The sequence below is a fragment of the Aurantiacibacter sp. MUD61 genome (assembly GCF_027912455.1).
Lineage (GTDB): Bacteria > Pseudomonadota > Alphaproteobacteria > Sphingomonadales > Sphingomonadaceae > Alteraurantiacibacter.
The window spans coordinates 2,571,900-2,593,734 of sequence record NZ_CP115446.1; the positions used below are offsets into that span (position 1 = coordinate 2,571,900).

Annotated in this window: 26 protein-coding genes; 10 read left to right on the forward strand and 16 right to left on the reverse strand. The window is 59.3% G+C overall.

Annotated features, from left to right (window positions below; translation table 11 throughout):
- Positions 1 to 46 precede the first annotated feature (46 nt).
- The 9 genes from O2N64_RS12400 to O2N64_RS12440 form a co-directional block, all read right to left on the reverse strand.
- Positions 47 to 613, reverse strand: a complete 567-nt coding sequence (locus O2N64_RS12400) for a hypothetical protein (RefSeq protein ID WP_271077898.1) — start codon at positions 611 to 613, stop codon at positions 47 to 49.
- A gap of 233 nt (positions 614 to 846) precedes the next feature.
- Complete coding sequence (locus tag O2N64_RS12405; protein WP_271077899.1) at positions 847 to 2,136, reverse strand: phage major capsid protein; 1,290 nt, start codon at positions 2,134 to 2,136, stop codon at positions 847 to 849.
- Positions 2,137 to 2,271: 135 nt separating this feature from the next.
- Positions 2,272 to 2,490 carry a hypothetical protein gene (locus tag O2N64_RS12410; RefSeq protein WP_271077900.1) on the reverse strand — a complete coding sequence of 73 codons (219 nt, stop codon included), beginning with the start codon at positions 2,488 to 2,490 and terminating at the stop codon, positions 2,272 to 2,274.
- 117 nt (positions 2,491 to 2,607) lie between these two features.
- On the reverse strand, positions 2,608 to 3,960 hold the full coding sequence (locus tag O2N64_RS12415; protein ID WP_271077901.1) for an AAA family ATPase: 1,353 nt from the start codon (positions 3,958 to 3,960) through the stop codon (positions 2,608 to 2,610).
- Complete coding sequence (locus O2N64_RS12420) at positions 3,957 to 4,247, reverse strand: hypothetical protein (protein WP_271077902.1); 291 nt, start codon at positions 4,245 to 4,247, stop codon at positions 3,957 to 3,959. Before O2N64_RS12420 ends, O2N64_RS12415 begins: the two co-directional genes overlap by 4 nt.
- A 167-nt stretch (positions 4,248 to 4,414) precedes the next feature.
- The gene (locus O2N64_RS12425) at positions 4,415 to 4,612 is read right to left on the reverse strand and encodes a helix-turn-helix transcriptional regulator (RefSeq protein WP_271077903.1); all 198 of its coding nucleotides are present in this window, start codon (positions 4,610 to 4,612) and stop codon (positions 4,415 to 4,417) included.
- Positions 4,613 to 4,675: 63 nt separating this feature from the next.
- A complete protein-coding gene (locus O2N64_RS12430) occupies positions 4,676 to 5,089 on the reverse strand; it encodes a hypothetical protein (RefSeq protein WP_271077904.1) in 414 nt (137 codons plus the stop codon).
- Complete coding sequence (locus tag O2N64_RS12435; RefSeq protein WP_271077905.1) at positions 5,082 to 6,242, reverse strand: tyrosine-type recombinase/integrase; 1,161 nt, start codon at positions 6,240 to 6,242, stop codon at positions 5,082 to 5,084. The genes O2N64_RS12430 and O2N64_RS12435 overlap by 8 nt, the downstream gene beginning before the upstream one ends.
- Entirely contained in the window at positions 6,232 to 6,444 is a 213-nt protein-coding gene (locus O2N64_RS12440) for a hypothetical protein (RefSeq protein ID WP_271077906.1), read from the reverse strand. Before O2N64_RS12440 ends, O2N64_RS12435 begins: the two co-directional genes overlap by 11 nt.
- Positions 6,445 to 6,834: 390 nt before the next feature.
- Between O2N64_RS12440 and O2N64_RS12445 the strand changes: the two genes are divergently transcribed.
- Positions 6,835 to 7,791: a M48 family metallopeptidase gene (locus O2N64_RS12445; protein ID WP_271077907.1), complete on the forward strand. Its 957-nt coding sequence runs from the start codon at positions 6,835 to 6,837 to the stop codon at positions 7,789 to 7,791.
- Between the two features lie 6 nt (positions 7,792 to 7,797).
- Here O2N64_RS12445 and O2N64_RS12450 read toward each other — a convergent pair whose 3' ends face one another.
- Positions 7,798 to 8,316 (reverse strand): flavin reductase family protein, encoded by a 519-nt coding sequence (locus O2N64_RS12450; RefSeq protein ID WP_271077908.1) that lies wholly within the window; start codon positions 8,314 to 8,316, stop codon positions 7,798 to 7,800.
- Between the two features lie 104 nt (positions 8,317 to 8,420).
- Between O2N64_RS12450 and ribB the strand changes: the two genes are divergently transcribed.
- Positions 8,421 to 9,671, forward strand: coding sequence for a 3,4-dihydroxy-2-butanone-4-phosphate synthase (gene ribB, locus O2N64_RS12455; protein WP_271077909.1), 1,251 nt, complete (start codon positions 8,421 to 8,423; stop codon positions 9,669 to 9,671).
- Between the two features lie 6 nt (positions 9,672 to 9,677).
- Positions 9,678 to 10,097: a 6,7-dimethyl-8-ribityllumazine synthase gene (gene ribH, locus O2N64_RS12460; protein ID WP_271077910.1), complete on the forward strand. Its 420-nt coding sequence runs from the start codon at positions 9,678 to 9,680 to the stop codon at positions 10,095 to 10,097.
- 118 nt (positions 10,098 to 10,215) lie between these two features.
- On the opposite strand, the gene eno is transcribed toward ribH, so the two are convergent.
- Positions 10,216 to 11,505, reverse strand: a complete 1,290-nt coding sequence (eno, locus tag O2N64_RS12465) for a phosphopyruvate hydratase (RefSeq protein WP_271077911.1) — start codon at positions 11,503 to 11,505, stop codon at positions 10,216 to 10,218.
- Between the two features lie 146 nt (positions 11,506 to 11,651).
- On the opposite strand from eno, the gene O2N64_RS12470 reads away from it, so the two are divergent.
- The 5 genes from O2N64_RS12470 (at position 11,652) to O2N64_RS12490 (ending at position 13,910) form a co-directional block, all read left to right on the forward strand.
- A complete protein-coding gene (locus tag O2N64_RS12470) occupies positions 11,652 to 12,206 on the forward strand; it encodes a hypothetical protein (protein ID WP_271077912.1) in 555 nt (184 codons plus the stop codon).
- Between the two features lie 27 nt (positions 12,207 to 12,233).
- Positions 12,234 to 12,680 carry a phage holin family protein gene (locus O2N64_RS12475; protein ID WP_271077913.1) on the forward strand — a complete coding sequence of 149 codons (447 nt, stop codon included), beginning with the start codon at positions 12,234 to 12,236 and terminating at the stop codon, positions 12,678 to 12,680.
- A complete protein-coding gene (locus O2N64_RS12480; RefSeq protein WP_271077914.1) occupies positions 12,673 to 13,086 on the forward strand; it encodes a hypothetical protein in 414 nt (137 codons plus the stop codon). The genes O2N64_RS12475 and O2N64_RS12480 overlap by 8 nt, the downstream gene beginning before the upstream one ends.
- On the forward strand, positions 13,083 to 13,586 hold the full coding sequence (locus O2N64_RS12485) for a hypothetical protein (protein ID WP_271077915.1): 504 nt from the start codon (positions 13,083 to 13,085) through the stop codon (positions 13,584 to 13,586). The genes O2N64_RS12480 and O2N64_RS12485 overlap by 4 nt, the downstream gene beginning before the upstream one ends.
- Positions 13,587 to 13,676: 90 nt before the next feature.
- Positions 13,677 to 13,910 (forward strand): DUF4170 domain-containing protein, encoded by a 234-nt coding sequence (locus O2N64_RS12490; protein ID WP_271077916.1) that lies wholly within the window; start codon positions 13,677 to 13,679, stop codon positions 13,908 to 13,910.
- Positions 13,911 to 13,983: 73 nt separating this feature from the next.
- On the opposite strand, the gene greA is transcribed toward O2N64_RS12490, so the two are convergent.
- The 5 genes from greA to carA all read right to left on the reverse strand — a co-directional run bounded on the left by greA (position 13,984) and on the right by carA (position 20,362).
- Entirely contained in the window at positions 13,984 to 14,451 is a 468-nt protein-coding gene (gene greA / locus O2N64_RS12495) for a transcription elongation factor GreA (RefSeq protein ID WP_197921249.1), read from the reverse strand.
- A gap of 96 nt (positions 14,452 to 14,547) precedes the next feature.
- Entirely contained in the window at positions 14,548 to 17,877 is a 3,330-nt protein-coding gene (carB, locus tag O2N64_RS12500; protein WP_271077917.1) for a carbamoyl-phosphate synthase large subunit, read from the reverse strand.
- Positions 17,877 to 18,449: a hypothetical protein gene (locus O2N64_RS12505; RefSeq protein ID WP_271077918.1), complete on the reverse strand. Its 573-nt coding sequence runs from the start codon at positions 18,447 to 18,449 to the stop codon at positions 17,877 to 17,879. The genes carB and O2N64_RS12505 overlap by 1 nt, the downstream gene beginning before the upstream one ends.
- Positions 18,450 to 19,184, reverse strand: coding sequence for a hypothetical protein (locus O2N64_RS12510; protein ID WP_271077919.1), 735 nt, complete (start codon positions 19,182 to 19,184; stop codon positions 18,450 to 18,452).
- Positions 19,184 to 20,362 carry a glutamine-hydrolyzing carbamoyl-phosphate synthase small subunit gene (gene carA / locus O2N64_RS12515; RefSeq protein ID WP_271077920.1) on the reverse strand — a complete coding sequence of 393 codons (1,179 nt, stop codon included), beginning with the start codon at positions 20,360 to 20,362 and terminating at the stop codon, positions 19,184 to 19,186. The genes O2N64_RS12510 and carA overlap by 1 nt, the downstream gene beginning before the upstream one ends.
- A 155-nt stretch (positions 20,363 to 20,517) precedes the next feature.
- Between carA and O2N64_RS12520 the strand changes: the two genes are divergently transcribed.
- Together O2N64_RS12520 and O2N64_RS12525 are read left to right on the forward strand one after the other, a co-directional pair.
- Positions 20,518 to 20,967 (forward strand): GatB/YqeY domain-containing protein, encoded by a 450-nt coding sequence (locus O2N64_RS12520; RefSeq protein ID WP_197921244.1) that lies wholly within the window; start codon positions 20,518 to 20,520, stop codon positions 20,965 to 20,967.
- Between the two features lie 117 nt (positions 20,968 to 21,084).
- Positions 21,085 to 21,819, forward strand: a complete 735-nt coding sequence (locus O2N64_RS12525; RefSeq protein WP_271077921.1) for a hypothetical protein — start codon at positions 21,085 to 21,087, stop codon at positions 21,817 to 21,819.
- Positions 21,820 to 21,835: the final 16 nt, after the last annotated feature.

Below are 21,835 nucleotides of genomic sequence, written 5' to 3' on the forward strand. Positions count from 1 at the left end.
GATTTCTGAGCTCTGGAGATGTCCACTGCGCTGTGCCTTTGCGAATCTAATCATTTCCGGGTTGGGTTAGAATGACCTCAGAAGGTGTTTCCTCCATCCGCTTTTTTATTAATCGGCGCTCTGCTGATTCTAGCATCCAGCTTGCGAAAAAGCGGGCTGCGAGCCCCAGACCAAATAGGATCGCAATGTTGCCGAGTACACTCCAAGTTGCAGAGAATATGGCTGCTAGAATCCCGGTGATGACAACGCCAAAGCCGAAAAACAAGACACCTATTACAACGGCGATCATGCCCCATTCGATATAAGTGAAAGCCAAGCAATAAAGCCAAGCGCAGACGGTAAAGATCGTAGACGCCACTCCCAAAAGGCTTCCGGTTAGAAACCTCGCACCGGGGATCGCAGCCAGAAGAACAAGTACGATACTGGCGAGGACGGCTATCCCAATTACATCAGGTATCCAGTCCAAAGCCCAAACACTAAACTCGGCAGCGCCAAATAATAGTAAAACTGGGATCGCAATGACCGCTAGCATCAGCAGGAGACCGCCCACGGTCCCGCCAATTCCCTTTAATTTTTCCCCCACCATAGCTGTTCCCCTGAATAAGAAAATCAAGGCGCAAACTTGTCAGAGAGCGTCGACAGCCGCAAGCCTAACGCCTTCAATTTCTGACAGATTGATAGAGTGGAGGAAGGCCTCTCTAGCGCCCGATCCGATCCTTGCTTTGACAGATCGCTTGGCCGCCATACTCTAAGATCCGCTCGGGGTTCGGGGGCGCAGCCCTTCGACTGGCCCCCTCCCCTCATCTTTCCAGCGGTGAACCTTGCAAGTAGCCGCCGGAAAGAGAATTACGCCGGGGTAATGCCGGTCAGTTTCGCGAAAGCCTTGGGCTGTGCGAGCTGCACATCGGCGCGAAGCCATGCGACAACCAAAAGCTGGCCAGTTTCGGCAAGCGTCTGGTCGAAGACCCGAATTTCGAGCTGGTGGCGCATTCCAAGCATAAGCTGGGTGTAGTCACCCATCACAATCGAGCTTGCGTTCGACGCTGTGCCCTGCGTCTCATCCACGGGCGCGCCCGTCGTCGAAAGCAAGGGAATGCGCGCAATGGCATTCGGCACCGTCAGCGGGTTGCCATCCGCATCTTTCAGCTTCGCCAACGCAATCTCAGTGCGCGGGTTCATAATCATCGCGGTAGGGTCGGCTGCGTTGCTATTCTTGATCTCGAAAAGCGCATCGAGCGGCTTGTCATAGTCGGCAAGTGCTGCGCCATTCGTCGCCATCGCAACTGCGTTCACGCCAGTGGTATTGAACACGCCGGTCGGCGCGTTGCCGGTCCCGTCACCCCAGATTGCAGCATAATCCAGCTCTTTCGCCATCGTGCCGGCAAATGCCTGCTCGATCATCGCGCCTACGTTAATCGAATCCTCTGCCAGTTCGCGCGATAGCTTGATCTTGCCTGCCAGTGTCTTGGCTGTGAAGGTAACGCGCTCGAAGGTAGGATCGCCCTCGGCAATGGCCGCGTTCTCAGCGCGCCACGCAACATCGGGATCGCTGGCAAGGCGAGCGATAGCCAAAGTCTCGCTTGTCATGGGCACAGTCATTGCGCCCGCCTGCACGGCTACAGAACGCGCCCGCATCCGGTCGATGAAGTTCTCGGCAAGCGGGGTCGGCACAGTGAAGCCGCCAGCGCTATCCGTGCCCTCGGCAAGCGCGCGCTTTTCTTCTTCGTTCCGCGCGCCTGTAATTTTTGCGCGAACAAGATCGCCAACGCTCAGACCATCGGAGCGGCTGGAAAGCTTTTCATTGCGCGAAAGCACTTTGACAGGATTGCCCTTGTCATCGCGCCATTCTGCACCACCATCGAAGCTGCGGGCTGCGCCATCGTCGATTCCAGGCGCTGTGCCATTGCCGCCAGGGCGGCGCGCTTCACGCTCTTGCGCGTCGGTTGCGTTGAGCCGCTCTTCTTCAATGTCGAGATTGAGAATGTCGTATCGACACATGACTTCATCGTGAGCGCGCTCCAGCTCGCTCGATCGCTTTGGGTCCGTGTTGTCTTTGATTGCGTGCAAGGCTTCGCGGGCCTCACGCATCAGGTCGCCGCGCTGGCGTTCAAGTTCGATAAGTTTTGCGGTTTTCATTTTCCGTCCAGTTCGTCTGCGGGACGGATCGCAAGCGTATGCCAAGGCCGTCCCTATGTGGTGAGCGGGATAACAAGCACCCGTGGGCCTCGGCATAGCCGGATGGAATTGCGGTAATATAATACCGCTCAAAAGTCAAGAGCTGAGTAGCTGCGCTTCGCACCTATCCGCAATGTCGCGCAGTCTTTCCACAGCCTGCGCAGGCCCAATCTGTCGCGCGATGACTTCCACCATTGCCGCACCGGCCACGTTCGCTGCGTCGTCTCGATCTAGGCCGAAATTCTCGAAGGCATCCAAGACCGAAGTCGATACAGCGTGAGCCGCGCCTGCGAATTGTTCTTCAGATATTTTCATGTTTCCTCCTGTGGAGCCTCGCGCGCGCGCGCGGGGGAAAAACGGTGTTTGCATTGAAGTTCTATTCCCCCGCCGGTTTCCAGACTGAGGTTCTGAGAAACTTGAACACCCCTTCCCTCATTGCTTGCACCGGTCACAGCCAGCGTCTCCGCAAGCAGGGCAAATTCCAGTTTCGGGCGCGGGCGGCTCATCAGGAGCCGCGCCCGTTATATACGTAGTATATAGGTGGTCGGTGCGTGCGGCCTTTTCGCCTTGGTCGGTGGCGGTCAGTGCAGGTGGTTGGTGCGGGTGGTCGGTGCACTTTTCGGCAGGGCTTTCGACTGCTCGAATGCCGTATTTCCACGCGCGGTTTTCACGCTGCCACAGCTTAGCATCCAGTTCGATCGCACCAATGGCCAAAAGCCTTTCGTGGGCGCGCTTGAAGGCTTCTTTGCCATAGCCCTTGCCTTCCGGCATTTTGCAGAAAACGGCAGCAAAATAGTTAGTGCCGGTGTTTTCCGACACGGCCCTTTTGCGTTCTGTCGCCGCTGCAAGGCAGCGCAGGTAGGCCGCGTTCTCGCCATTTGCCTTAGCTGCCTCCGCCAGTTCCCTTGCGGCATCCGGCGGCAGGTCTTCATCCCTCACAAATGCGAAGTCGTGCCAGCGGAATTCGACGCTCTTGCCCAATCGTGAGTAGTTCGCTTTCGCCAAGGCCAGTGTGCGGGCATCGGGGTCGAGACAGTTCCCATGTTCATCCTGCACCCTGTCGATGTGGATTTGCGAGCGAACCGCATTCAGCCAAGCCGTAGATCCGCTGTAATTGTCTCCGCTCTTGTTCGGGTGCCCGATTAGCAGGATCGTAACCCTGTAGGTCTGGACCAGTTTATAGAGGAGATTGACGAAGCGGGTGACTTGCCCTCGGTCATTTTCATTCCCGGCGAACAGGTGCGCCACATTGTCGAGGATGACGAATTGCACACCAGCCCTGCCGATGGTCCGGGATAGCAGCTTAAACGTATCTGCGATCTCCAGAGTGCCGTCGTGGTTGAACGTCGCAAGTTCGTTGGCTTGCTGCCCGCGAATGCTGGAAAGCAAAAGATTTTCGCTCAGATCGGGCGCGCCGATGGCCTGATTGATTTTGCGCTGCCGACGGTGCAATTCGTCGTCGTCATCCTCGCAGGTAACGTAGAGCACGAAGTTGCCAATATCTTGCAACCTGCCAGTTGCTGCCCCCAACATTGGTTTCCGGGCGGCAACGCAAGTCGCCAGTTGTTGCGCGAATAGGCTTTTGCCAGCGCCGCCGGGGCCGGTGAATAGAGTTATTTCGCCTTCCGGAATAAGCCCTTCCAGCACCCAATCGCGCGGCGGCGGAGGTGGACCGTTCAGGCGGGCCATGTCGAATATGGGCAGCGTCTCGCCGTCATCGAAACGTGCACCGGTCGGCTTCGCCAGTTCTTGATCGAATTGTTTGATTGATTGTTGCGCGTTCATTCGCCGCCCTCCCGCTCCAGGTGGTCAGCTAGGAATGCCGCGTGCACGAGGTTGCGACAGTAGGCGACAGCTATTTTGAGACGGTCGGCAGACACGTCGGCAAACACCATCGCGCCTGCCAGTTCGTGTGCGTCGGCTGCATGGTGCAGGGCCGTGCGGCTCCACACCTTCCCGCGAAGGTCGGCAGCGTAGTCACGCGCCACCAGCAAGGCCGTGCGTTGCTCTAGTTCTTCACCATCGGCACAGTTGGGCACGAATTGGCGAACGTGGAATGCCAGATCAGTCATCGCGCATCCCTCCCTGTCCAATAGGCAAGGTTGCGAAGCCAATTCAGGCGGGCCGCTACAGCGGGTTTTAGTTGAATTTCGGGGTGATCTCGCGTAAGGATCGGATTGTTCGCCGCAATGGACATTCCGGCCCCTGCGCTCCTCTTCGGGAGGCGGGGGCTTTCCATTTAAGCAGACTCTCTTTCAGCCAAGCGGGCCTCGGTCCACTCTTCAATTTCGGCTGCATCCCATGCCACTGCGCGGCCTTCGGGTCCGCCTAGCTTCACTGGCTTTGGGAAACGCCCCTCAGCAATCATCGCGTAAACCGTAGATCGCGAGTATGGCACGCGCTCCAAAACGGTCGGAAGTCGGAGAAAAGTTGTCATTGGCTGTCACCGTCAGTTGTTGGACTGACAGCTTGATTAACCAGTTTGAAAACGGACAGCGGCCTAGGTGTCCGGACTTTTTCTCCGGTGCCGATTCCACTGCCTCACTATTGCGTCCGCCTTGCCCATGCCCTCCCGTTCGCATTGTGCGGCTGCACCTTGGAGGCCGAGTTTCGGCCTTAGTTCCTTCAATCGGGCAAAGCGCCTTTCCCGCAAGGGCTCGTGCGTGGCGTTAGTCAACAGGGCGGCTTCTTTAGCCGCGTCCGCAATCTTTTTGCCGCGCTGAGCATCAAGGCGCATTCCAGTTTCAACATGATCTCTTGAGAGCTGCCAAAGCGCTTTGGCGCGCTCGATTTTGTCGATGCGCTCTTCGCTTGAGAGGATCGGGCTATTTGCCGCCTGCTCACATTCACGGGCTTGCCGCTCGCATTCCTTTGCCAGCGCGATATACTTTTCGCTAACGGTCGGCTCATCCATTGATCTGCACCACATTGTCGCCGGTCGCTATACCAAGCGCTCTTTCGACTTCCGATGCCCACGCATCGAGCGCATGGCGCTTTTCCGGCGCGTAGGAATGCAAAGCGTAAACCTGCGCAGTCACACCCTGCAACGCGTGATTGAGGACGCGGGAGACGGTGGTCTCGGCAATGCCAAGCCGCACCATGTGCGTTGCCGCTGTCCTGCGTAGATCGTGAAAGCGCCACGGCTTCAATTCTTCGCCTCGGCTAGCGAGATATTTGTCAAGACGTGTCTTCGCCTTGGCAAAACCGCTTATCGGCGTTTCGCCGGTCGTGGTAAAAACGTAATCGCCAAGCTGCGGCTGCGCTTTGATTATCGCAATCACCGCTGGCGATAACGGGACAAGGTGAGCGCGGCTTGCTTTTGTGCTGTCCGCTGTGAGGGTCCACGTTCCCGCCTCTAGGTCGAGGTCAGTCCACCGCATCCCTGCAACCTCAGCGCGCCGCTGAGCGGTCAGGAGCAACGTTTGAAGCCACGGCCCCATCGGATAGCCTAGAAGCGCCCCAGCGCGCCACACAGCGGCGATTTCGGGCATATCCAGCACCCTGTCGCGCGGGCGCTCCGCTTTGGGTTTCTCGATGCCCTCAATAGGCGATGCTTCCAGCCAATCGCGGCGCAAGGCATGGCGGAAAATGGTCCTCACAAGAGCAAGTATGCGGTTCGGCAAAACCTTGCCTTCCAGTCCGTCGAATAGATCCCTTGCATCGGCGCGTTTGATTGTGGTGATCTTGCGGTCCCGCCAGTGAGGCAGGACGTGCAATTCGAGCTGGCGCTCTTGCTCTGGCGCGTTCCGGTTTTTGGGCTTCGCAACGGTCTCAAGCCAGTGCTCGGCAACCTGCCCGAATGTCCGGTCCAGCCCTTCCGTGCTGCCACTAGCCTCTAGCGCCTCAATCATGCCCTCGGCTTTATCGCGCGCCGCTGCCAGCTTCATTTGAGGATAGGTGCCAACCTTGCGATTGATAACCTTCGCCCCCAAACGCCTGCGCAGGGTCCATGTCTTCTTTCCGCCACTGCCAACACGAAGGCGAAGGCCAGTCACTTTGTGATCGGGATATTCGCGCTGCCCGCTGGCAGGGGGCTTGATCGCAGCAATTTTCGTGTCAGTCAGCATTTTGCTGCGCCCGAAATGCAATAACGTTATTCACCGCTTGCTGTTCAAACGCTTTTCGCGCCTCTCTTTGGATTGCTCTCGCAATGAACATGCTTTGGTTAGCGTCGAGTGCCAGCTCAATCAGCTTCGATCCACTTTGCACTGAGACCGTCACGAAACGCCCGTCAAAATTGGCGGTCGGCACCTGTGTTGCTATGTCCATCTTGTCGTTCCCTCTATCTAGGGTTTCGATAGGGCCAGGGTGGAAGTGTCAGCTTCCCCTTGGCCCGCCTGTTACCTGATCGGCAATAGGTAACGATTTAGGTAACTCAATGCCGGATAATAGGCAACACCTTTGGACGTTACCGGAGCGCATTTACGCATAGGAGGGCTTTAATCGGACCTTGCTGGAAACCGTTTGACGTGACTCTTAATCAGCGGGTCCTAGGTTCGAGCCCTAGTGCGTCCACCACCTTCCTCTTTTCAATAGAATGCTGCTTGGGCATAGCAACCATCGTGGCTGCGCATTTGGTGGTTCCAACAAAGCCTCGACTAGGCTGACGCGCTGGTGCATGCCGCAGCCATGGTCAGACTTGTATTCTCCCTCTTGTTGATGGCTTTACTTGCCGTTGCAGCGCCGAGTGCAGCGATCGCGCGCGACCAGTCCGATTGGCAGGCGCTACAGGTGCAGGACTTGCGTCTCGCCCGCGTTGCGGATCGCATCATGGTCGCGAATGCCAATTTGTGCCGCAACCAGATGCCAATCACCGGGATGATCCTGCACAGCGCGGACCAATATCCTTCGGCAAACTATGATGAGCGCTTCGCGAACGGCCCGCTGGCGATTGCCGCGGTGTCACCGGATTCCCCCGCCTTTGCAGCGGGTCTGCGAGGGGGTGACACTATCATCGCGATCAACAGCTCACCCATTGCGGACTTGCCCCGCCCGGAAATTGGCAATTTGCGCGAGGCAGGCTTCAATTTGCTCGCCCAGCAAAATCCGACCAGCCCGCTCAGCGTGCAAGTGATGCGTGCAGATGGTACTCACGACATCGTTATTCAGCCCGAAGCAGGATGCAGGAGCCTGGTCGAGATTTCGATCGGGGAAGGGTCAAGAGCACGCAGCGATGGGCGGGTGATCCAGATACGTTACGACTTTGCTGAGCAGATGACAGACGATGAACTGGCGGCAATCTTCGCGCACGAGCTCGCACATACAGTCCTCGAGCACCGCCGGCGCAAGGAGGCCGCCGGGATTTCGGTCGGAGTGCTCGGCGAATTGGGCCGAAACCAGCGCGCAAATCGGGAGGCCGAGGTGGAGGCGGACAGGCTTTCGGTCCATCTGCTTGCGAACGCCGGTTATGATCCCACGATTGCCCCCGCCTTTTGGCGCACCGGCATCGGACGCGACCTGAGCAGTGGCATCATGGGGAGCTGGATTTATCCGTCAACGGGTGCGCGGGCCGACCTGATCGAGCGGGAAATCACCATGTTCCTCCCCAATCTGCGCGGGCCGAGCTGGCCGGGCCATTTGCTCGCTCTGCGTGATCGCAGCTTCAGCCGCGACTGAGAGGGATCAATCCCTGCGCGCCTTCTCCGGCGCTTCGCTGATGTCGATATAATTGCGATCGAAATAGGTCAGCGGCGTGGCGTCCTGGCGATGGCTGGCGGCAATCAGCTCACCGACAAAGATTGTATGAGTGCCGAAGACATGCCGATCCGCGACCGTGCAGATGAGGCTCGATTGCGCACTGGTCAGGACGGGAACGCCGTGCTGTTCCTGCCAGTCCCCAACCGAAAATCGGTCCGCTTCGGGAATCATGAAGTGCTCCGCCACATCGCGATTGGAAAGGCCGAGCACATTGATGCAGAAGCGCTGCGCGTGCGTAATCGGCTCATGCAGCGAAGCACCGCGGTTGATACAGGCGAGCAGCGATGGCGGGGAGAAACTCAGCGAGCTCACAGCCGTCGCCAGGATGCCATAGGGCTGGCCATCATGAATGGTAGTGACGGCGTAGACCGTGGCGGCGACATGGCGCATCGCCTCGCGAAATGAATCGGTAAGCTCCATCTCGCTCTTTCCTACAGCATCCATGCCCGCTTAGTGGAGGGGGTTTTGTCGCGGCGCAAGGGCCAATTCCGAAGCGCAATGTGATGCGCAACGGTTGCAATCACATTCTGGTGTGATAGTGGCGCCACATGAGTGATCAAACTATCGAAAAAGTTCGTCAGTTAATTGCCGATGGCAAAATGACCCGCGCCGGTCTTGCCCGGGCCGCAGGACTCCACGCCAATACCTTGCGCGATTGCGCCGAAGAGGGCTGGAACCCGACAAGCGACACGTTGGGGAAGCTCGACCGGTTCCTCGAAGAGAATGATGACACGCCCGTGCTCGTCGGGATTGAAGAAATCATCGACGAGGCCCGGAATGGCCGCATGTATATCCTTGTCGATGACGAGGACCGCGAGAACGAAGGCGATCTCATCATTCCTGCGCAAATGGCCACTCCTGCAGCGATTAACTTCATGGCGACCCACGGTCGCGGCCTGATCTGCCTCTCGCTCGATCGCGCCCGCGTGGATGCGCTCGGCCTTGAGCCGATGAGCCGCAACAACAAGGAAAGCATGCAGACCGCCTTCACTATTTCGATCGAGGCGAAGGAAGGCGTAACCACCGGCATTTCCGCCGCCGATCGCGCACGCACCGTATCGGTCGCGATCGACAGCACCAAAGGGCCTGACGACATCGTGACGCCGGGTCATGTTTTCCCGCTGACCGCGCGCGACGGCGGCGTGCTGGTACGCGCCGGCCATACCGAAGCGGCAGTCGACATTTCCCGCCTCGCCGGCCTCAATCCCTCCGGCGTGATCTGCGAGATCATGAATGAAGACGGCTCGATGGCTCGCCTCGACGACCTCATCACATTCGCCCGCAAGCATGGCCTCAAGATCGGCACGATCCGCGACTTAATCGCCTATCGCATGCGCAACGATCACCTTGTCGAGCGCGGCGACGAACGCGCTTTCGAGAGCGATTATGGCGGACAGTGGCGCATGATCACCTATCGCAATACGGTCTCCAATAATGAGGCCTACGTGCTGCAGAAGGGGCATGTGTCGCCGGACGAACCCACCCTCGCCCGCGTCCATCCGATCTCGGTTTTCGACGACGTGCTGGGTGAACCCGGCCCACGCAAACGCACTTTGCAGCGCGCCATGCAGGCGGTCGGCGAACATGGATCTGGCGTGATCGTGATCCTCACCGGCCGCGTCGGCTCAAGCAAAAACTGGACCTCGGAAGACGAGCTGCGCAATGTCGGTATCGGCTCGCAGATCCTTGCTGACCTGGGCGTGCACGACATGATCCTGCTCACCAATTCCCAGCCCAATGTTGTCGCAATCGAGGGCTATGGCCTCAACATTGTCGGCCACCACCCCATCCCGGAGTAATCATTCATGGCCCACTTCCTGATCGTCGAAGCGCGTTTTTACAGCCACCTCAATGACATGCTGATCGAGGGCGCGAAAGGCGCTCTAGAAGCGGCAGGCCATTCCGCCGATGTCATCACGGTGCCTGGAGCGCTCGAGGTGCCCGGCGCGATAGCCATGGCTGCGGAGAGCGACCGCTATGACGGCTTCGTTGCCATTGGCGTAGTCATCCGCGGGGAAACCTACCATTTCGAAATCGTCGCCGGGGAAAGTGCCCGCGCGATCATGGCGCTGACGATGGACGGCATCGCGATCGGCAACGGTATCCTCACAACCGAGAACGAAGAGCAGGCTATCGTCCGCGCCGATCCTGCGCAGAAAAACAAGGGCGGCGAAGCAGCCGTGGCCGCTATGCGCTTGCTTGAGCTGCGCGATCAGTTCGGCTGAACGATCACATAGCGTCACACCGAAGTGTGACGCTGTAGGAACTAGGGACAAATTTGCCGTGACGGGAACGGCCCTGAAAGGGACAGCAAAGGTCCTGCAGGGGCCCTAAAGCCCCCGATCAGGCGCCGGCCAGCTTCCCGAAGCACGCCCGGCCCGCGTAATGTGCGCTATCGCCCAGCTCTTCCTCGATCCGGATCAGCTGGTTGTATTTCGCAAGCCGGTCCGACCGCGCCAGCGAACCGGTTTTGATCTGGCCGCAATTGGTCGCGACCGCGAGGTCCGCAATCGTCGCATCCTCGGTCTCGCCCGAACGGTGGCTCATCACACTGGTGTAGCCAGCACGGTGAGCGATATCGACGGCTTCCAGCGTTTCCGTCAGCGTGCCGATCTGGTTGACCTTCACTAGCAGCGAATTGGCTAGGCCCTTGTCGATGCCCATGCGCAGGCGATCGGGATTGGTGACGAAAAGATCATCCCCCACCAGCTGCACCTTGTCTCCGACCATGTCGGTGATGGCTTTCCAGCCTTCGAAGTCGTCTTCACCCATGCCGTCTTCGATCGAGAGGATGGGGTAATCATCGCACAGCTTGGCGAGGTATTCGGCCATTTCGGTCGGCGAGAGCGAGAGACCTTCGCCCGAGATCTCATACTTGCCGTCGCGGAAGAATTCGGTCGCTGCGCAGTCCAACGCCAGCACCACATCGTCACCCGGCTTGAAACCGGCCTTCTCTACCGACGCCATGATGAAGTCGAGCGCGTCGCGCGTGCCTGCGAGGTTCGGCGCAAAGCCGCCTTCATCGCCCACAGAAGTGGCGAGCCCCTTTTCTGAGAGACCCTTCTTCAGCGTGTGGAAGATCTCGCTGCCCCAGCGCACCGCTTCTGCCAGCGAGGATGCGCCGACGGGCATCACCATGAATTCCTGCACGTCGATGGGATTATCGGCATGTTCACCGCCATTGACGATGTTCATCATTGGAACCGGCAAGACATGCGCCGAAACGCCGCCGATATAGGCCCAAAGCGGCATCCCGCGCGCAGCCGCCGCAGCTTTCGCCGCCGCCATGCTGACGCCGAGAATGGCATTCGCGCCAAGCTTGCCCTTGTTGGACGTGCCGTCGAGCGCGAGCATCGCCATGTCGATATCGCGCTGGTCTTCGGCATCGAGCCCCAGCAGCAAATCTGCGAGCGGGCCATTCACCGATGCGACCGCCTTGGTCACGCCCTTGCCGAGGTAGCGATCCTTGTCGCCATCGCGCAATTCCACGGCTTCATGCGCGCCTGTCGAGGCACCGGAGGGAACCGCCGCGCGGCCCATGCTGCCATCTTCAAGAAGGATATCGACTTCAACCGTCGGATTGCCGCGTGAATCGAGGATTTCGCGTCCGTGAATGTCGATAATGGCAGTCATGCAATTGGCTCCTGAAGATGTGTTTTGCCGCGTCCTATATCTCGGAACCTTGCACTGCAACATGCGTTGATATCTTGAACGCGGGTGTTTTGCACCCATAATACACCATGAGGGAAGTCCCCTTCAGCACTGGAAAGGGAAATTATATGCCAGCCAAGAAAACCACCAAACCGAAAGCGCAGCCGAACAAGGCTACTGTCGCAGCAACCGAAAACGCCACCGAAATCGCGGGCGCACCGGCAACTGCAGAAACCGCGAAGACCTCTGAAGCCAAGACGCGCTTCAACGCCGCCATCGAAGAAGCGAAGGCTGGCGGCAAGGCACTGACCGACGAAGCAAAGGTCCGCGCTGGCGAATATCGCGAGCAGGCCCGCGCACGCGGTGAAGATTGGGCGACCGATGCCAAGACCAAGGCCGGTGAACTGGCCGTAGAAGGCAAGCACAAGGTCAGCGAAGGCCTTTCCGGCCTGTCGCGCGTAATCGACGAAAATGCCGGTACGCTCGATGAAAAGCTTGGTGCCAAGTATGGTGACTACGCACGCAGCACCTCGCGCGCATTGCAAGAGAACGCACAAAAGCTCGATCAGAAGAGCCTTGACGAGCTCGCCGATGACACGCGCGAGTCGATCCGCAAGAGCCCTGTCGCAGCTGTCGGCCTTGCCGCAGTCGTCGGCTTCTTCTTCGCCCGCCTGTTCCGTTAATTCACGGTGCAAGTAAGGGACGAGGACATGACAGTCCCGCCCCCGGCGCGCGACACCAAACTCGCGTCGGAAATCAGCGGGGACGAGACGCCGCCCGCATCCCCATCGCAAGATGCGGCTGCGGCGCGCGGCTCTCTTTTCGATGATGTAGAGGCGTTGATCGACGATGCCCGCACCTATGTGGATGCGGAGCTATCATATCAGAAAACGCGTGCCAGTTTCGTCGGCGATCGGGTCAAGAAAACGATCGCTTTCGGCATTGTCGCCGCGTTTTTTGCTGTGCTCGCGACGATCGGCCTGACGGTAGGTCTTATCATCGCGCTCACTCCGCTTGTTACGGCTTGGGGAGCGACGGCGATCGTTGTGCTCGCATGGCTGCTCGTCGCGTATCTGCTGGCACGTAAAGCGGGCAACGCGTGGGGCGAAGCGTCATCGGCAATGAGCACGCCAAGCGAGGAGACCGCCAATGGCTGACCTGAAGCGCCAGCTTGAGGAAGACCTTGCACTGCGCGATCTCGCGAAACACCTCGTCAAGCGGGACGTGGAGAACATCAAAGGCGACGTAGAGCAAAAAGGTCTCGCTTCTCGTTTCGCCGACCGCATGAAGGAAGGTGCAGAAGGCGCTCTCGATGAGAGCACGGACTTCGTGAAAAGCAACCCGGGGCGCGTCGGCAGCGTCGCGGGTCTCGGTATCATCCTGTTGATTGCGTGGCTGTTCCGCGAACCTTTATCGGAATTTTTCGATGAGCTTCTGAAAAAGCTGCATCTCGATGAACTTGCGCCGGGCAGCTCGAAAACGCGGGGGGAAGAACTGGCAGAGGCATTGGACGACCATGCATCTGCTCTCGCAGACAAATTGAATATCGGAGAGAACCTATGAGCGACACCAAAAGCGACACCAAAAGAGAAGAAATCAAGGCTCGCATCGCCGCCGCTCACGCACGTGAGGAAGAGCGCAATGGTCAAAGCCTGACCGAGCGAGCGACTGAAACCGCGACAGACGCGGCAGACGCTTTCACCGGCTTTGTGAAGAAGCACCCGATCGCAGCTGCCGCTGGCGGAGTAGCACTGGGCATCCTCATCGCAGGCATGTTTAAGGGCCCTCGCCGCGCCGCAGCACGTGGCGGAGCCAAGGCCGTTGGCATCGCTGCCATGGGCGCGGAACTCGCCAGCGGATTCGCCAACCAGCTGATGGAAGACGCGCAATTGCTCGGCCGCGAAGGAAAGCGCCGCGCAGAAGACGCATTCGATAGCGCCGGTGACACCGCCCGTTCGGTCGGTCGCAGTGCTTCGCACAAAGCGGGGGACGCGACCGACGCCGCGCGCATTGCTCGCCGCGAAACCGGCAAGGCCCTCGCCCGCGCGCTTGGCCGCCGCTGATCGACCAACAAATCCACTAAACACCCTTGCGCGTCCTGTCGGCATTGCCGATAGGGCGCGCAATTCATTTCAACAGCAGGAATATCGACGATGTCGGAAAACCACGAAAATCAGCTCCTCCATATGGTCATGGGTGGCCGCGTCACCGATCCGCGCGGCGCCGAATTTCAGGATTTGAAAGACATCCACGTCGTCGGCTTCTTTCCCAGCTATGCCGAAGCCGAAGACGCCTGGCGCGGATGGGCACAGCGTACGGTCGACGATGCCGAGATGAAGTATGTCATCGTGCACCTGCACAAGCTGTTCGAGCCGGATCTGACGTGAGACTGACCTGCTCCGTCAAATAAAAAAAAGCCCCGCTTCGGCGGGGCTTTTCGTGTCTGCATTCGGAAGCGGATCAAATGAACTCGATCTTCTCGATCAGGTAGAATTTGTCGCCGCTGGGCACGGTAACCTCGACTTCGTCGCCAAGGCTCTTGCCGATCAGTGCGCGCGCCAATGGGCTTTCGTAGGAAATACGGCCCTGCTTGGCATCGCTCTCGGCCTGACCGACGATCTGGTACTTCAGCGGCTTGTCGTCTTCATCGAGAACCGTGACGGTCGCGCCGAACACGACGCGGTCGCCCGAAAGCGTCTTCGGATCGATGATCTGCGCGCGGCTGGTCTTGTCTTCCAGATCTGCAATCTGTGCTTCGACCTGGCCCTGGCGTTCCTTGGCGGCATGATATTCGGCATTTTCCGAAAGGTCACCATGCGCACGCGCTTCCTCGATCGCGTCCACGATCTTGGGGCGCTCTGCCCGCAATGCCTTCAGATCAGCGGTCAGCTTTTCATAGCCTTCGGCCAGCATCGGCACTTTCTGCATCTCAAAATCCTGTCTTGTCTGTGTCACCCGTCAAAACGAGCCTGCCCCGCCCGTTAGGCGGTGGAATGTGGCCGATTGTGATGGGAGAGTTCGTATCTATTCGGCGCTATAATAGTCCTGCAGGCTGCGAACTGCAAGATCAGCGGCATTTACCGATACAATTGCGTTCGCCGCCGCTGCCGAAGCCGCCGCCGTTGTATAGTAAGGAACCTTCATTTCCAGAGCGGACGCGCGGATGGACTGGCTGTCCTTGTGGCTCTGCCAACCCTCCGTCGTATTGAAGACAAGCGCGATTTCGCCATCGGAAATCTTGTCGACGATATGCGGGCGCCCTTCGGCAACCTTGTTGACGCGTTCTACCGACAGCCCTTGCTCGACGAGATAGCTCTGCGTGCCGCCGGTGGCGACAACGCGGAAGCCCTTGTCGATCAGCTGGCGGACGGGCTCCACGATATGTGCCTTGTCGCTGTTTTTGACCGAGACGAAGAGCGTGCCGCTTTCCGGCAGGTTCGATCCTTCGGCGATCTGCGCCTTGGTGTAGGCGGTCGCGAAATCCTTATCGATACCCATGACTTCGCCGGTCGATTTCATTTCCGGCGTCAACACCGGGTCCGATCCGGGGAAGCGATTGAATGGGAAGACGGCTTCCTTCACCGCCACATAGTCAAGCTCGCGCTTGATTGTTGGCAGGTCTGCCAGCTTCTCGCCCGCCATGACGCGCGCGGCGATTTTGGCGATTTGCGAACCGGTGGCCTTGGCGACGAAGGGCACCGTGCGGCTCGCACGCGGGTTCACCTCGATGAGATAGACCTCGCCATCCTTCACTGCGAACTGCACGTTCATCAGGCCGCGCACTTTCAGCGCAATGGCGAGCGCTTCGGCCTGCCTTTCCAGCTCGCCAACAATTTCGTCGGGCAGGCTGTATGGCGGGAGCGAGCAGGCGCTGTCGCCAGAGTGGACACCGGCTTCCTCGATGTGCTGCATGACGCCGGCGACGACGACCTGCTCACCATCGCACAATACGTCGACATCGCACTCTATGGCGTCGCGAAGATACTGATCGACCAGCACGGGGCTGTCTCCCGACACCTCCACCGCGGTGGCGATGTAATTGTCGAGCTGCGCCTCGCTATCGACGATCTCCATCGCGCGCCCACCGAGCACGTAGGACGGACGCAGGAGCACGGGGTATCCGATATAATCGGCCCGCGCTGCCGCCTCATCCCGGCTATAGGCGATGCCGTTTTCGGGCTGCTTGAGCTTCAGCTTGTTTACGAGCTTGGCAAATCGCTCGCGGTCTTCGGCAAGGTCGATCGCATCGGGGCTGGTGCCGAGGATCGGGATACCCGCTTCCTCCAAAGCCCCCGCCAGCTTGAGCGGCGTCTGGCCACCGAATTGGACGATCACGCCTTTCAGCGTGCCTTTGGAATGCTCGACCCGCAGGATTTCGAGCACGTCCTCTGCGGTCAGCGGTTCGAAATAGAGGCGATCGGAGGTGTCATAGTCGGTCGAGACCGTTTCCGGATTGCAGTTGACCATGATCGTTTCATAGCCCGCGTCGGCCAGCGCGAAGCAGGCGTGGACGCAGCAATAATCGAATTCGATGCCCTGCCCGATCCGGTTCGGACCGCCGCCAAGAATGACGATCTTCTCACGGTCGGAGGGATCGGCCTCATTCTCCGGTTCGCCGAAGCTGGGCGCTTCATAGGTCGAATACATGTAGGGCGTGATCGCCTCGAATTCGGCCGCGCAGCTGTCGATGCGTTTATAGACCGGCAACACGCCGAGCTTCTGGCGCAGCTTGCGCACTTCGTCCTCGCTCGTGGCGCCGGCCATGGCGCGCAGAGCGTCATGGAGCAGGCCGGAGCGCTTCGCCTGCGTTTCACCCATGCCGCCGGCAACGCCGACCGAGCGCACCGCCAGAGTGGCGAGCCGCTTGTCGGAGAAACCCATGGCTTTCAGGCGCCGCAACTCGTCTGCTGTGTTCGGCAGGCCGTTCTGCCCGATCATCGCCTCTTCGTAGATGATCTCTTCGATGTGCCGCAGGAACCACTTGTCGTAATGCGTGATCGCGTGGACTTCATCGACGGTAAAGCCTTCGCGGAAGGCCTGGCCGATGTTGAGAATGCGGTCCGGGGTCGGCTGCGAGAGCGCAGCGGTCACCACTTCGCGGCTCACACCTTCGAGGCGCGGGACGCGGTTGAAGCCATCGAGATCGGTTTCGAGGCCGCGCAGCGCCTTCTGCATGCTCTCCTTGAAGTTGCGGCCAATCGCCATCACCTCGCCCACCGATTTCATGGCGGTGGTAAGGAGATTGTCGGTGCCCTTGAATTTCTCGAACGCAAAACGCGGGATTTTGGTGACCACGTAATCGATCGTCGGCTCGAAGCTGGCAGGCGTTGCGCCGGTGATTTCGTTGGTAATTTCGTCCAACGTGTATCCGACAGCCAGCTTCGCCGCGACCCGCGCGATGGGGAAGCCGGTAGCCTTCGATGCAAGCGCGGATGAACGCGACACGCGCGGGTTCATCTCGATCACGATCAGGCGGCCATCCTTCGGATTGACTGCGAACTGTACGTTCGAACCCCCTGTTTCCACACCGATTTCCCGCAGCACATTGATGCTGGCGGTGCGCATGATCTGATATTCCTTGTCGGTCAGCGTCAGCGCCGGCGCGACAGTAATAGAGTCGCCTGTGTGTACGCCCATCGGATCTACATTCTCGATACTGCAGATGATGATCGCATTGTCCGCCTTGTCGCGGACGACCTCCATCTCGTATTCTTTCCAGCCGAGCAGGCTTTCTTCGATCAGGACTTCGGTGGTGGGGCTGGCATCGAGGCCGCTGCGCACGATACGCTCGAACTCACCCTTGTTATAGGCGATGCCGCCCCCGGTGCCGCCCATGGTGAAGCTCGGGCGAATGATCGCAGGTAGCCCGGTTCGCTCGAGCACTTCCAAGGCCTCGTCCATTGTGTGCGCCACGCCGCTGCGCGCGCTTTCGAGGCCGATCTTGTCCATCGCCGCGCGGAAACGCTGGCGGTTTTCGGCCTTGTCGATGGCATCGGCCTTCGCACCGATCATCTCGACGCCGTATTTCTCCAGCACGCCCTGTTCTTCGAGCTTCAGCGCGCAATTGAGCGCCGTCTGGCCACCCATGGTGGGCAGCAGCGCATCGGGGCGTTCCTTGGCGATGATCTTGGCGACGATCTCGGGCGTGATCGGCTCGACATAGGTCGCATCCGCCATGTCCGGATCGGTCATGATCGTGGCGGGGTTGGAATTGACGAGGATCACGCGATACCCGTCTTCCTTCAGCGCCTTGATCGCCTGCGTGCCCGAATAATCGAATTCGCACGCCTGGCCGATGATGATCGGGCCAGCGCCGATGACGAGGATCGAGGAGATGTCTGTACGTTTGGGCATTATTCTTCGGTCTCGTCCTCAGTGGATTCTTCGTCTTCGTCGTCGGTTTGTTCGATGGCGCTCTGGCTGAAAGTGACCTGGCGGATGGTCGCGCCTTCAGGAGCACCCTCGCAGCCGGCACGCAGAGCTTCATCGAATGGCAGGGCTTCCGCGCTGCGGAGGCGGAGGATGCGGATGGCGCCCGCCTGGAAGAATTCCGCGTCCCACCGCTGTTCGGATGCAAGGAATTCTTCGGACGCCGCAGGCGCGCTGCTGCCTTCATTGAAAATCAGCTGGGCGCTACCCTCCCGCTCGCGCAGATCGGCAATCAGCGCGTCGACCTGCTCGTCAGTCAGCCCGCCAAGATCGTAGGAGAATACGGAGCGGACAGGGTTGTCCCCCCAAACCTCGCGCCCTTCTGAAAAGCCCTGCAGGCACTGCTCAACGACGCTCGCCGCCTCCTGCTCGGCGACCGTTGCTTCCTCGGTGGAAGCGGTCGATGAGCTTGTGGGCTCGGGCGAAGGAGCGCTCTCGCTGCACGCGGTTAAGGCGAGCGCTGCGGTGAGGGTGAACACGTGAAAATTGGTTTTCATTTAAAATCCAGGCAGACCAAGAATGTGCAGAATGAGCGTGAGCAGCGCCGAAGCAGCGGCGCCAATTGCATGATCGCCATATCGTTCCTTGAGTTCGTCCAAACTCGCGATCATTGTGACTTTAAAAATGTCGAGCTTAAACTCGCCTGCGCGAAGCAATTCACGCCCCGCGCTTATCTGACTCGCGAGCCTCTCCTTCAGCCCCGGATGTTCTGGAATCCCGTTGTCTTTTTCAAGCTTTTCAAGGAGCTCGCCTGTTGGCTCGTCTATTTCCTTGAATTGGTTATGCGAAAGAGAGACTAGTCGATCCGCAGCAGGGGCGAGGCTTTGCTCGGGGACATCAGGTTCTTCTGGAGCATTTTCGATCTCCTGATCGAGGTCGCCCCAAAATTCCGCACTTTGAAAGGCAAGATCCACCAGCCTTTCGCCACCGCTCAAAACATAAAGTAAACCGTGCTCTGGATCGGTCTCCTTTAATTTGTTCAGACGATAGGAAACGCTCCATCCAGTCGATGGAGTGATATAATCTCCAGCGTATTTGTCGCTCGTGATTTGAATAAAGCCGTAGCGCTCAAGATGTTTCGCGAGAAAATTCAGCCGACTTTCATCCAAATGGGCGGGATAAGTGTCTTCGACTACGGCCTTAAGGTCGTCTAAAGTCTCAAGTGCAGAGTTATCAGCTTGCCGCATAAGGCTTACCGCTGAGCCGATCAGGTAATCACTTGGATTAGCCATCACCCCAACATCCCCACGAACTTCTCGAACAGGTAGAAGCTGTCCTGCGGGCCGGGCGATGCTTCCGGGTGATACTGCACGCCGAACGCTTTCTTGCCGCTAATCGAAATCCCGCAGTTCGAGCCATCGAACAGCGACACATGCGTCTGCTCGACGCCCTCTGGCAATGTATCCGCATCCACCGCAAAGCCGTGGTTCATGCTGGTAATCTCGACAAGGCCGGTGCTCTCACCCCAGCCCTCGCCCACGCGCTGGACCGGGTGGTTCGCGCCGCGGTGGCCCTGGTGCATCTTGGCGGTCTTCGCGCCAGCCGCCAGCGCGAGCATCTGGTGGCCGAGGCAGATGCCGAACAGCGGCACGTCCTTGTCCAGCAGCGCCTTGATCACCGGCACCGCATATTCCCCCGTCGCCGCCGGATCGCCGGGGCCGTTGGAGAGGAACACGCCATCGGGATCGAGCGCCATGATGTCTTCGAGCGAGGTCTTCGCCGGGACAACCGTCACCCGCGCGCCTGCCTTCACAAGGTTGCGGAAGATATTGTCTTTCGAGCCATAGTCGATCGCGACCACGTGCGGCTTTTCCTTACGCGGGGCGCGGCCATAGCCCTTGCCCAGCGTCCAGTATCCGCCTTCCCAATTCTCCTGCTTCTCGCGGCTAACGCGCACGGCAAGGTCCATGCCTTCCAGGCCCGGCCATTCCTGCCCGCGCTGGAGCAGCGCATCGAGATCGAAATTGCCATTAGGATCGTGCGCGATCACCGCATTAGGCGCGCCTGCACTGCGAATGCGGCGGGTGAGCGCGCGGGTATCTACGCCTGCGAGGCCAATCTTGCCCAGCTTCGCCATCCATTCGACGAATTCGGCTTCGGAGCGGAAATTGCTCTGCACCGTCACATCCTCGCGCACGATGCAGCCGACCGCGCTTTCGACGACGCTTTCGATATCCTCATCATTCGTGCCGACATTGCCGATATGCGGGAAAGTGAAGGTCACGATCTGCGCCGCGTAGGAAGGATCGGTCATCACTTCCTGATAGCCCGTCATGGCGGTGTTGAAGCAGACTTCACCCACAGCAGAGCCGGTCGCGCCGAAGCCCCTGCCCCAGACAATCGTGCCGTCGGCAAGAACCAGAACACCCGTTGCTCCCTTGGGCGCAGGCGAAGAGGCGAGAAAGGCCATGGTGGCTCCCGTGAATCAGTTGGACCGGCAATGTGTGCTAAGTCCCAGCGGCTAAGCGCCCGTGCCCCTCCCGTCAAGCGGAACACTTGGCTTATTTGGCAGGCAGCCTACATGGAGCGCGAAACATCCACAGATTCGCATTGGGAAACGAAACGATGCTGCGCGACACGATCAAGACCGAAACCGTCACTGCCATGAAGGCAAAGGACAAGGAACGTACCGCCGCGCTGCGCCTCATCTCGGCCAAGATCAAGGATCGCGATATCGAAATGCGCGGCAAGGATGTGCCGGATGACGATGCGATGGTGATCGACGTGCTGCAGAAAATGGCCAAGCAGCGCCGCGAAAGCATCCAGATGTACGAAGACGGCGGCCGCACCGAACTCGCCGCGCAGGAAAAGCAGGAACTCGCGGTGATCGAGGAATTCCTGCCACAGCAGATGAGCGAGGCGGAAACCAAGGCCAAGATCGAAGAGATCAAGGCCGAACTCGGCGCCGAGGGCATGAAGGACATGGGCCGCGTGATGGGCGAGCTGAAAAAGCGCCACGGGACCGAGCTCGACATGGGCCGTGCGAGCGGCTGGGTGAAGGAATCGCTGAGCTAAGTCCTACCTTCAGGTTAACCATCAAAATGTCGGTTAACCGGAACCGGCGATCATAGCCGCGGGTTTTCGTGATCAATACCAGCGCCCGAAAGGCGCGATGATTATGAGGAATTGCACATGAAACGCCGTTTTGCCCTGCCCGCTGCCGTCTCTGCCCTGACGCTCGCCCTCGCGGCCTGCGGTGATGAGCCGGCAGTCGATGAGACGACAGAACTCGCCGCAGAAGACGAGGACGTGGAAGTCGCCGCCCAGTCGCGCGATGTGACGGACTTTGCCGATCTGGAGCTTGGCGCGAAGATCGTCGGTCCGCAGGGGCCGGAAGTGAAATCGCGCATGGTGAATGCAGAGGCCGCCTTTGCAGATATCACCTCCTACGTCGCCTGCCCGCTCGGCATGGACCCCTGCGATCCGGCCACCGCGCCCGAAGGCACGATCTTCACATACGTCCACATCGTCTATCCGGGCGAGGACAACGACCCCAGCACAGGCAGCGGCGATGGCAATGACAGCTCCGATGTCGAGACCATGGAAAGCTTCCGCATGACCATGCCGAGCCACGGCTTCACCGGCGTTGCAGGCTATTCGATTGCCGAGTCCGAGGCTGCAGTCGGCGAAATCGGAACGATCGTCATTTCGTGCCATGAAGATGGCATCGCCTGGACCGTTGAGGAAGGCGATGGCGGCGACCAGTGGGAACAGGCCGAACCCATTACCTTCTTCTGGCAGAGCACCCTGCCCCCGGCAGGCCCCTCCGAGGCTTACGAAGTCTTCGCCAATTACACCGCCGCACAGGGCCCCGGCCCCTATCCGGCAGCCGATGAAACCGTGACAAACGCCTGCGCCGTGGGTTGAAGGAATCGCGCCATGC

Excerpts from the sequence above, each read along its gene's own strand:
- O2N64_RS12405 (WP_271077899.1), bottom strand. The coding sequence starts at position 2,136 with ATGAAAACCGCAAAACTTATCGAACTTGAACGCCAGCGCGGCGACCTG.
- O2N64_RS12410 (WP_271077900.1), bottom strand. The coding sequence starts at position 2,490 with ATGAAAATATCTGAAGAACAATTCGCAGGCGCGGCTCACGCTGTATCG.
- O2N64_RS12415 (WP_271077901.1), bottom strand. The coding sequence starts at position 3,960 with ATGAACGCGCAACAATCAATCAAACAATTCGATCAAGAACTGGCGAAG.
- O2N64_RS12420 (WP_271077902.1), bottom strand. The coding sequence starts at position 4,247 with ATGACTGATCTGGCATTCCACGTTCGCCAATTCGTGCCCAACTGTGCC.
- O2N64_RS12425 (WP_271077903.1), bottom strand. The coding sequence starts at position 4,612 with ATGACAACTTTTCTCCGACTTCCGACCGTTTTGGAGCGCGTGCCATAC.
- O2N64_RS12430 (WP_271077904.1), bottom strand. The coding sequence starts at position 5,089 with ATGGATGAGCCGACCGTTAGCGAAAAGTATATCGCGCTGGCAAAGGAA.
- O2N64_RS12435 (WP_271077905.1), bottom strand. The coding sequence starts at position 6,242 with ATGCTGACTGACACGAAAATTGCTGCGATCAAGCCCCCTGCCAGCGGG.
- O2N64_RS12440 (WP_271077906.1), bottom strand. The coding sequence starts at position 6,444 with ATGGACATAGCAACACAGGTGCCGACCGCCAATTTTGACGGGCGTTTC.
- O2N64_RS12445 (WP_271077907.1), top strand. The coding sequence starts at position 6,835 with ATGGCTTTACTTGCCGTTGCAGCGCCGAGTGCAGCGATCGCGCGCGAC.
- O2N64_RS12450 (WP_271077908.1), bottom strand. The coding sequence starts at position 8,316 with ATGGATGCTGTAGGAAAGAGCGAGATGGAGCTTACCGATTCATTTCGC.
- ribB (WP_271077909.1), top strand. The coding sequence starts at position 8,421 with ATGAGTGATCAAACTATCGAAAAAGTTCGTCAGTTAATTGCCGATGGC.
- ribH (WP_271077910.1), top strand. The coding sequence starts at position 9,678 with ATGGCCCACTTCCTGATCGTCGAAGCGCGTTTTTACAGCCACCTCAAT.
- eno (WP_271077911.1), bottom strand. The coding sequence starts at position 11,505 with ATGACTGCCATTATCGACATTCACGGACGCGAAATCCTCGATTCACGC.
- O2N64_RS12470 (WP_271077912.1), top strand. The coding sequence starts at position 11,652 with ATGCCAGCCAAGAAAACCACCAAACCGAAAGCGCAGCCGAACAAGGCT.
- O2N64_RS12475 (WP_271077913.1), top strand. The coding sequence starts at position 12,234 with ATGACAGTCCCGCCCCCGGCGCGCGACACCAAACTCGCGTCGGAAATC.
- O2N64_RS12480 (WP_271077914.1), top strand. The coding sequence starts at position 12,673 with ATGGCTGACCTGAAGCGCCAGCTTGAGGAAGACCTTGCACTGCGCGAT.
- O2N64_RS12485 (WP_271077915.1), top strand. The coding sequence starts at position 13,083 with ATGAGCGACACCAAAAGCGACACCAAAAGAGAAGAAATCAAGGCTCGC.
- O2N64_RS12490 (WP_271077916.1), top strand. The coding sequence starts at position 13,677 with ATGTCGGAAAACCACGAAAATCAGCTCCTCCATATGGTCATGGGTGGC.
- greA (WP_197921249.1), bottom strand. The coding sequence starts at position 14,451 with ATGCAGAAAGTGCCGATGCTGGCCGAAGGCTATGAAAAGCTGACCGCT.
- carB (WP_271077917.1), bottom strand. The coding sequence starts at position 17,877 with ATGCCCAAACGTACAGACATCTCCTCGATCCTCGTCATCGGCGCTGGC.
- O2N64_RS12505 (WP_271077918.1), bottom strand. The coding sequence starts at position 18,449 with ATGAAAACCAATTTTCACGTGTTCACCCTCACCGCAGCGCTCGCCTTA.
- O2N64_RS12510 (WP_271077919.1), bottom strand. The coding sequence starts at position 19,184 with ATGGCTAATCCAAGTGATTACCTGATCGGCTCAGCGGTAAGCCTTATG.
- carA (WP_271077920.1), bottom strand. The coding sequence starts at position 20,362 with ATGGCCTTTCTCGCCTCTTCGCCTGCGCCCAAGGGAGCAACGGGTGTT.
- O2N64_RS12520 (WP_197921244.1), top strand. The coding sequence starts at position 20,518 with ATGCTGCGCGACACGATCAAGACCGAAACCGTCACTGCCATGAAGGCA.
- O2N64_RS12525 (WP_271077921.1), top strand. The coding sequence starts at position 21,085 with ATGAAACGCCGTTTTGCCCTGCCCGCTGCCGTCTCTGCCCTGACGCTC.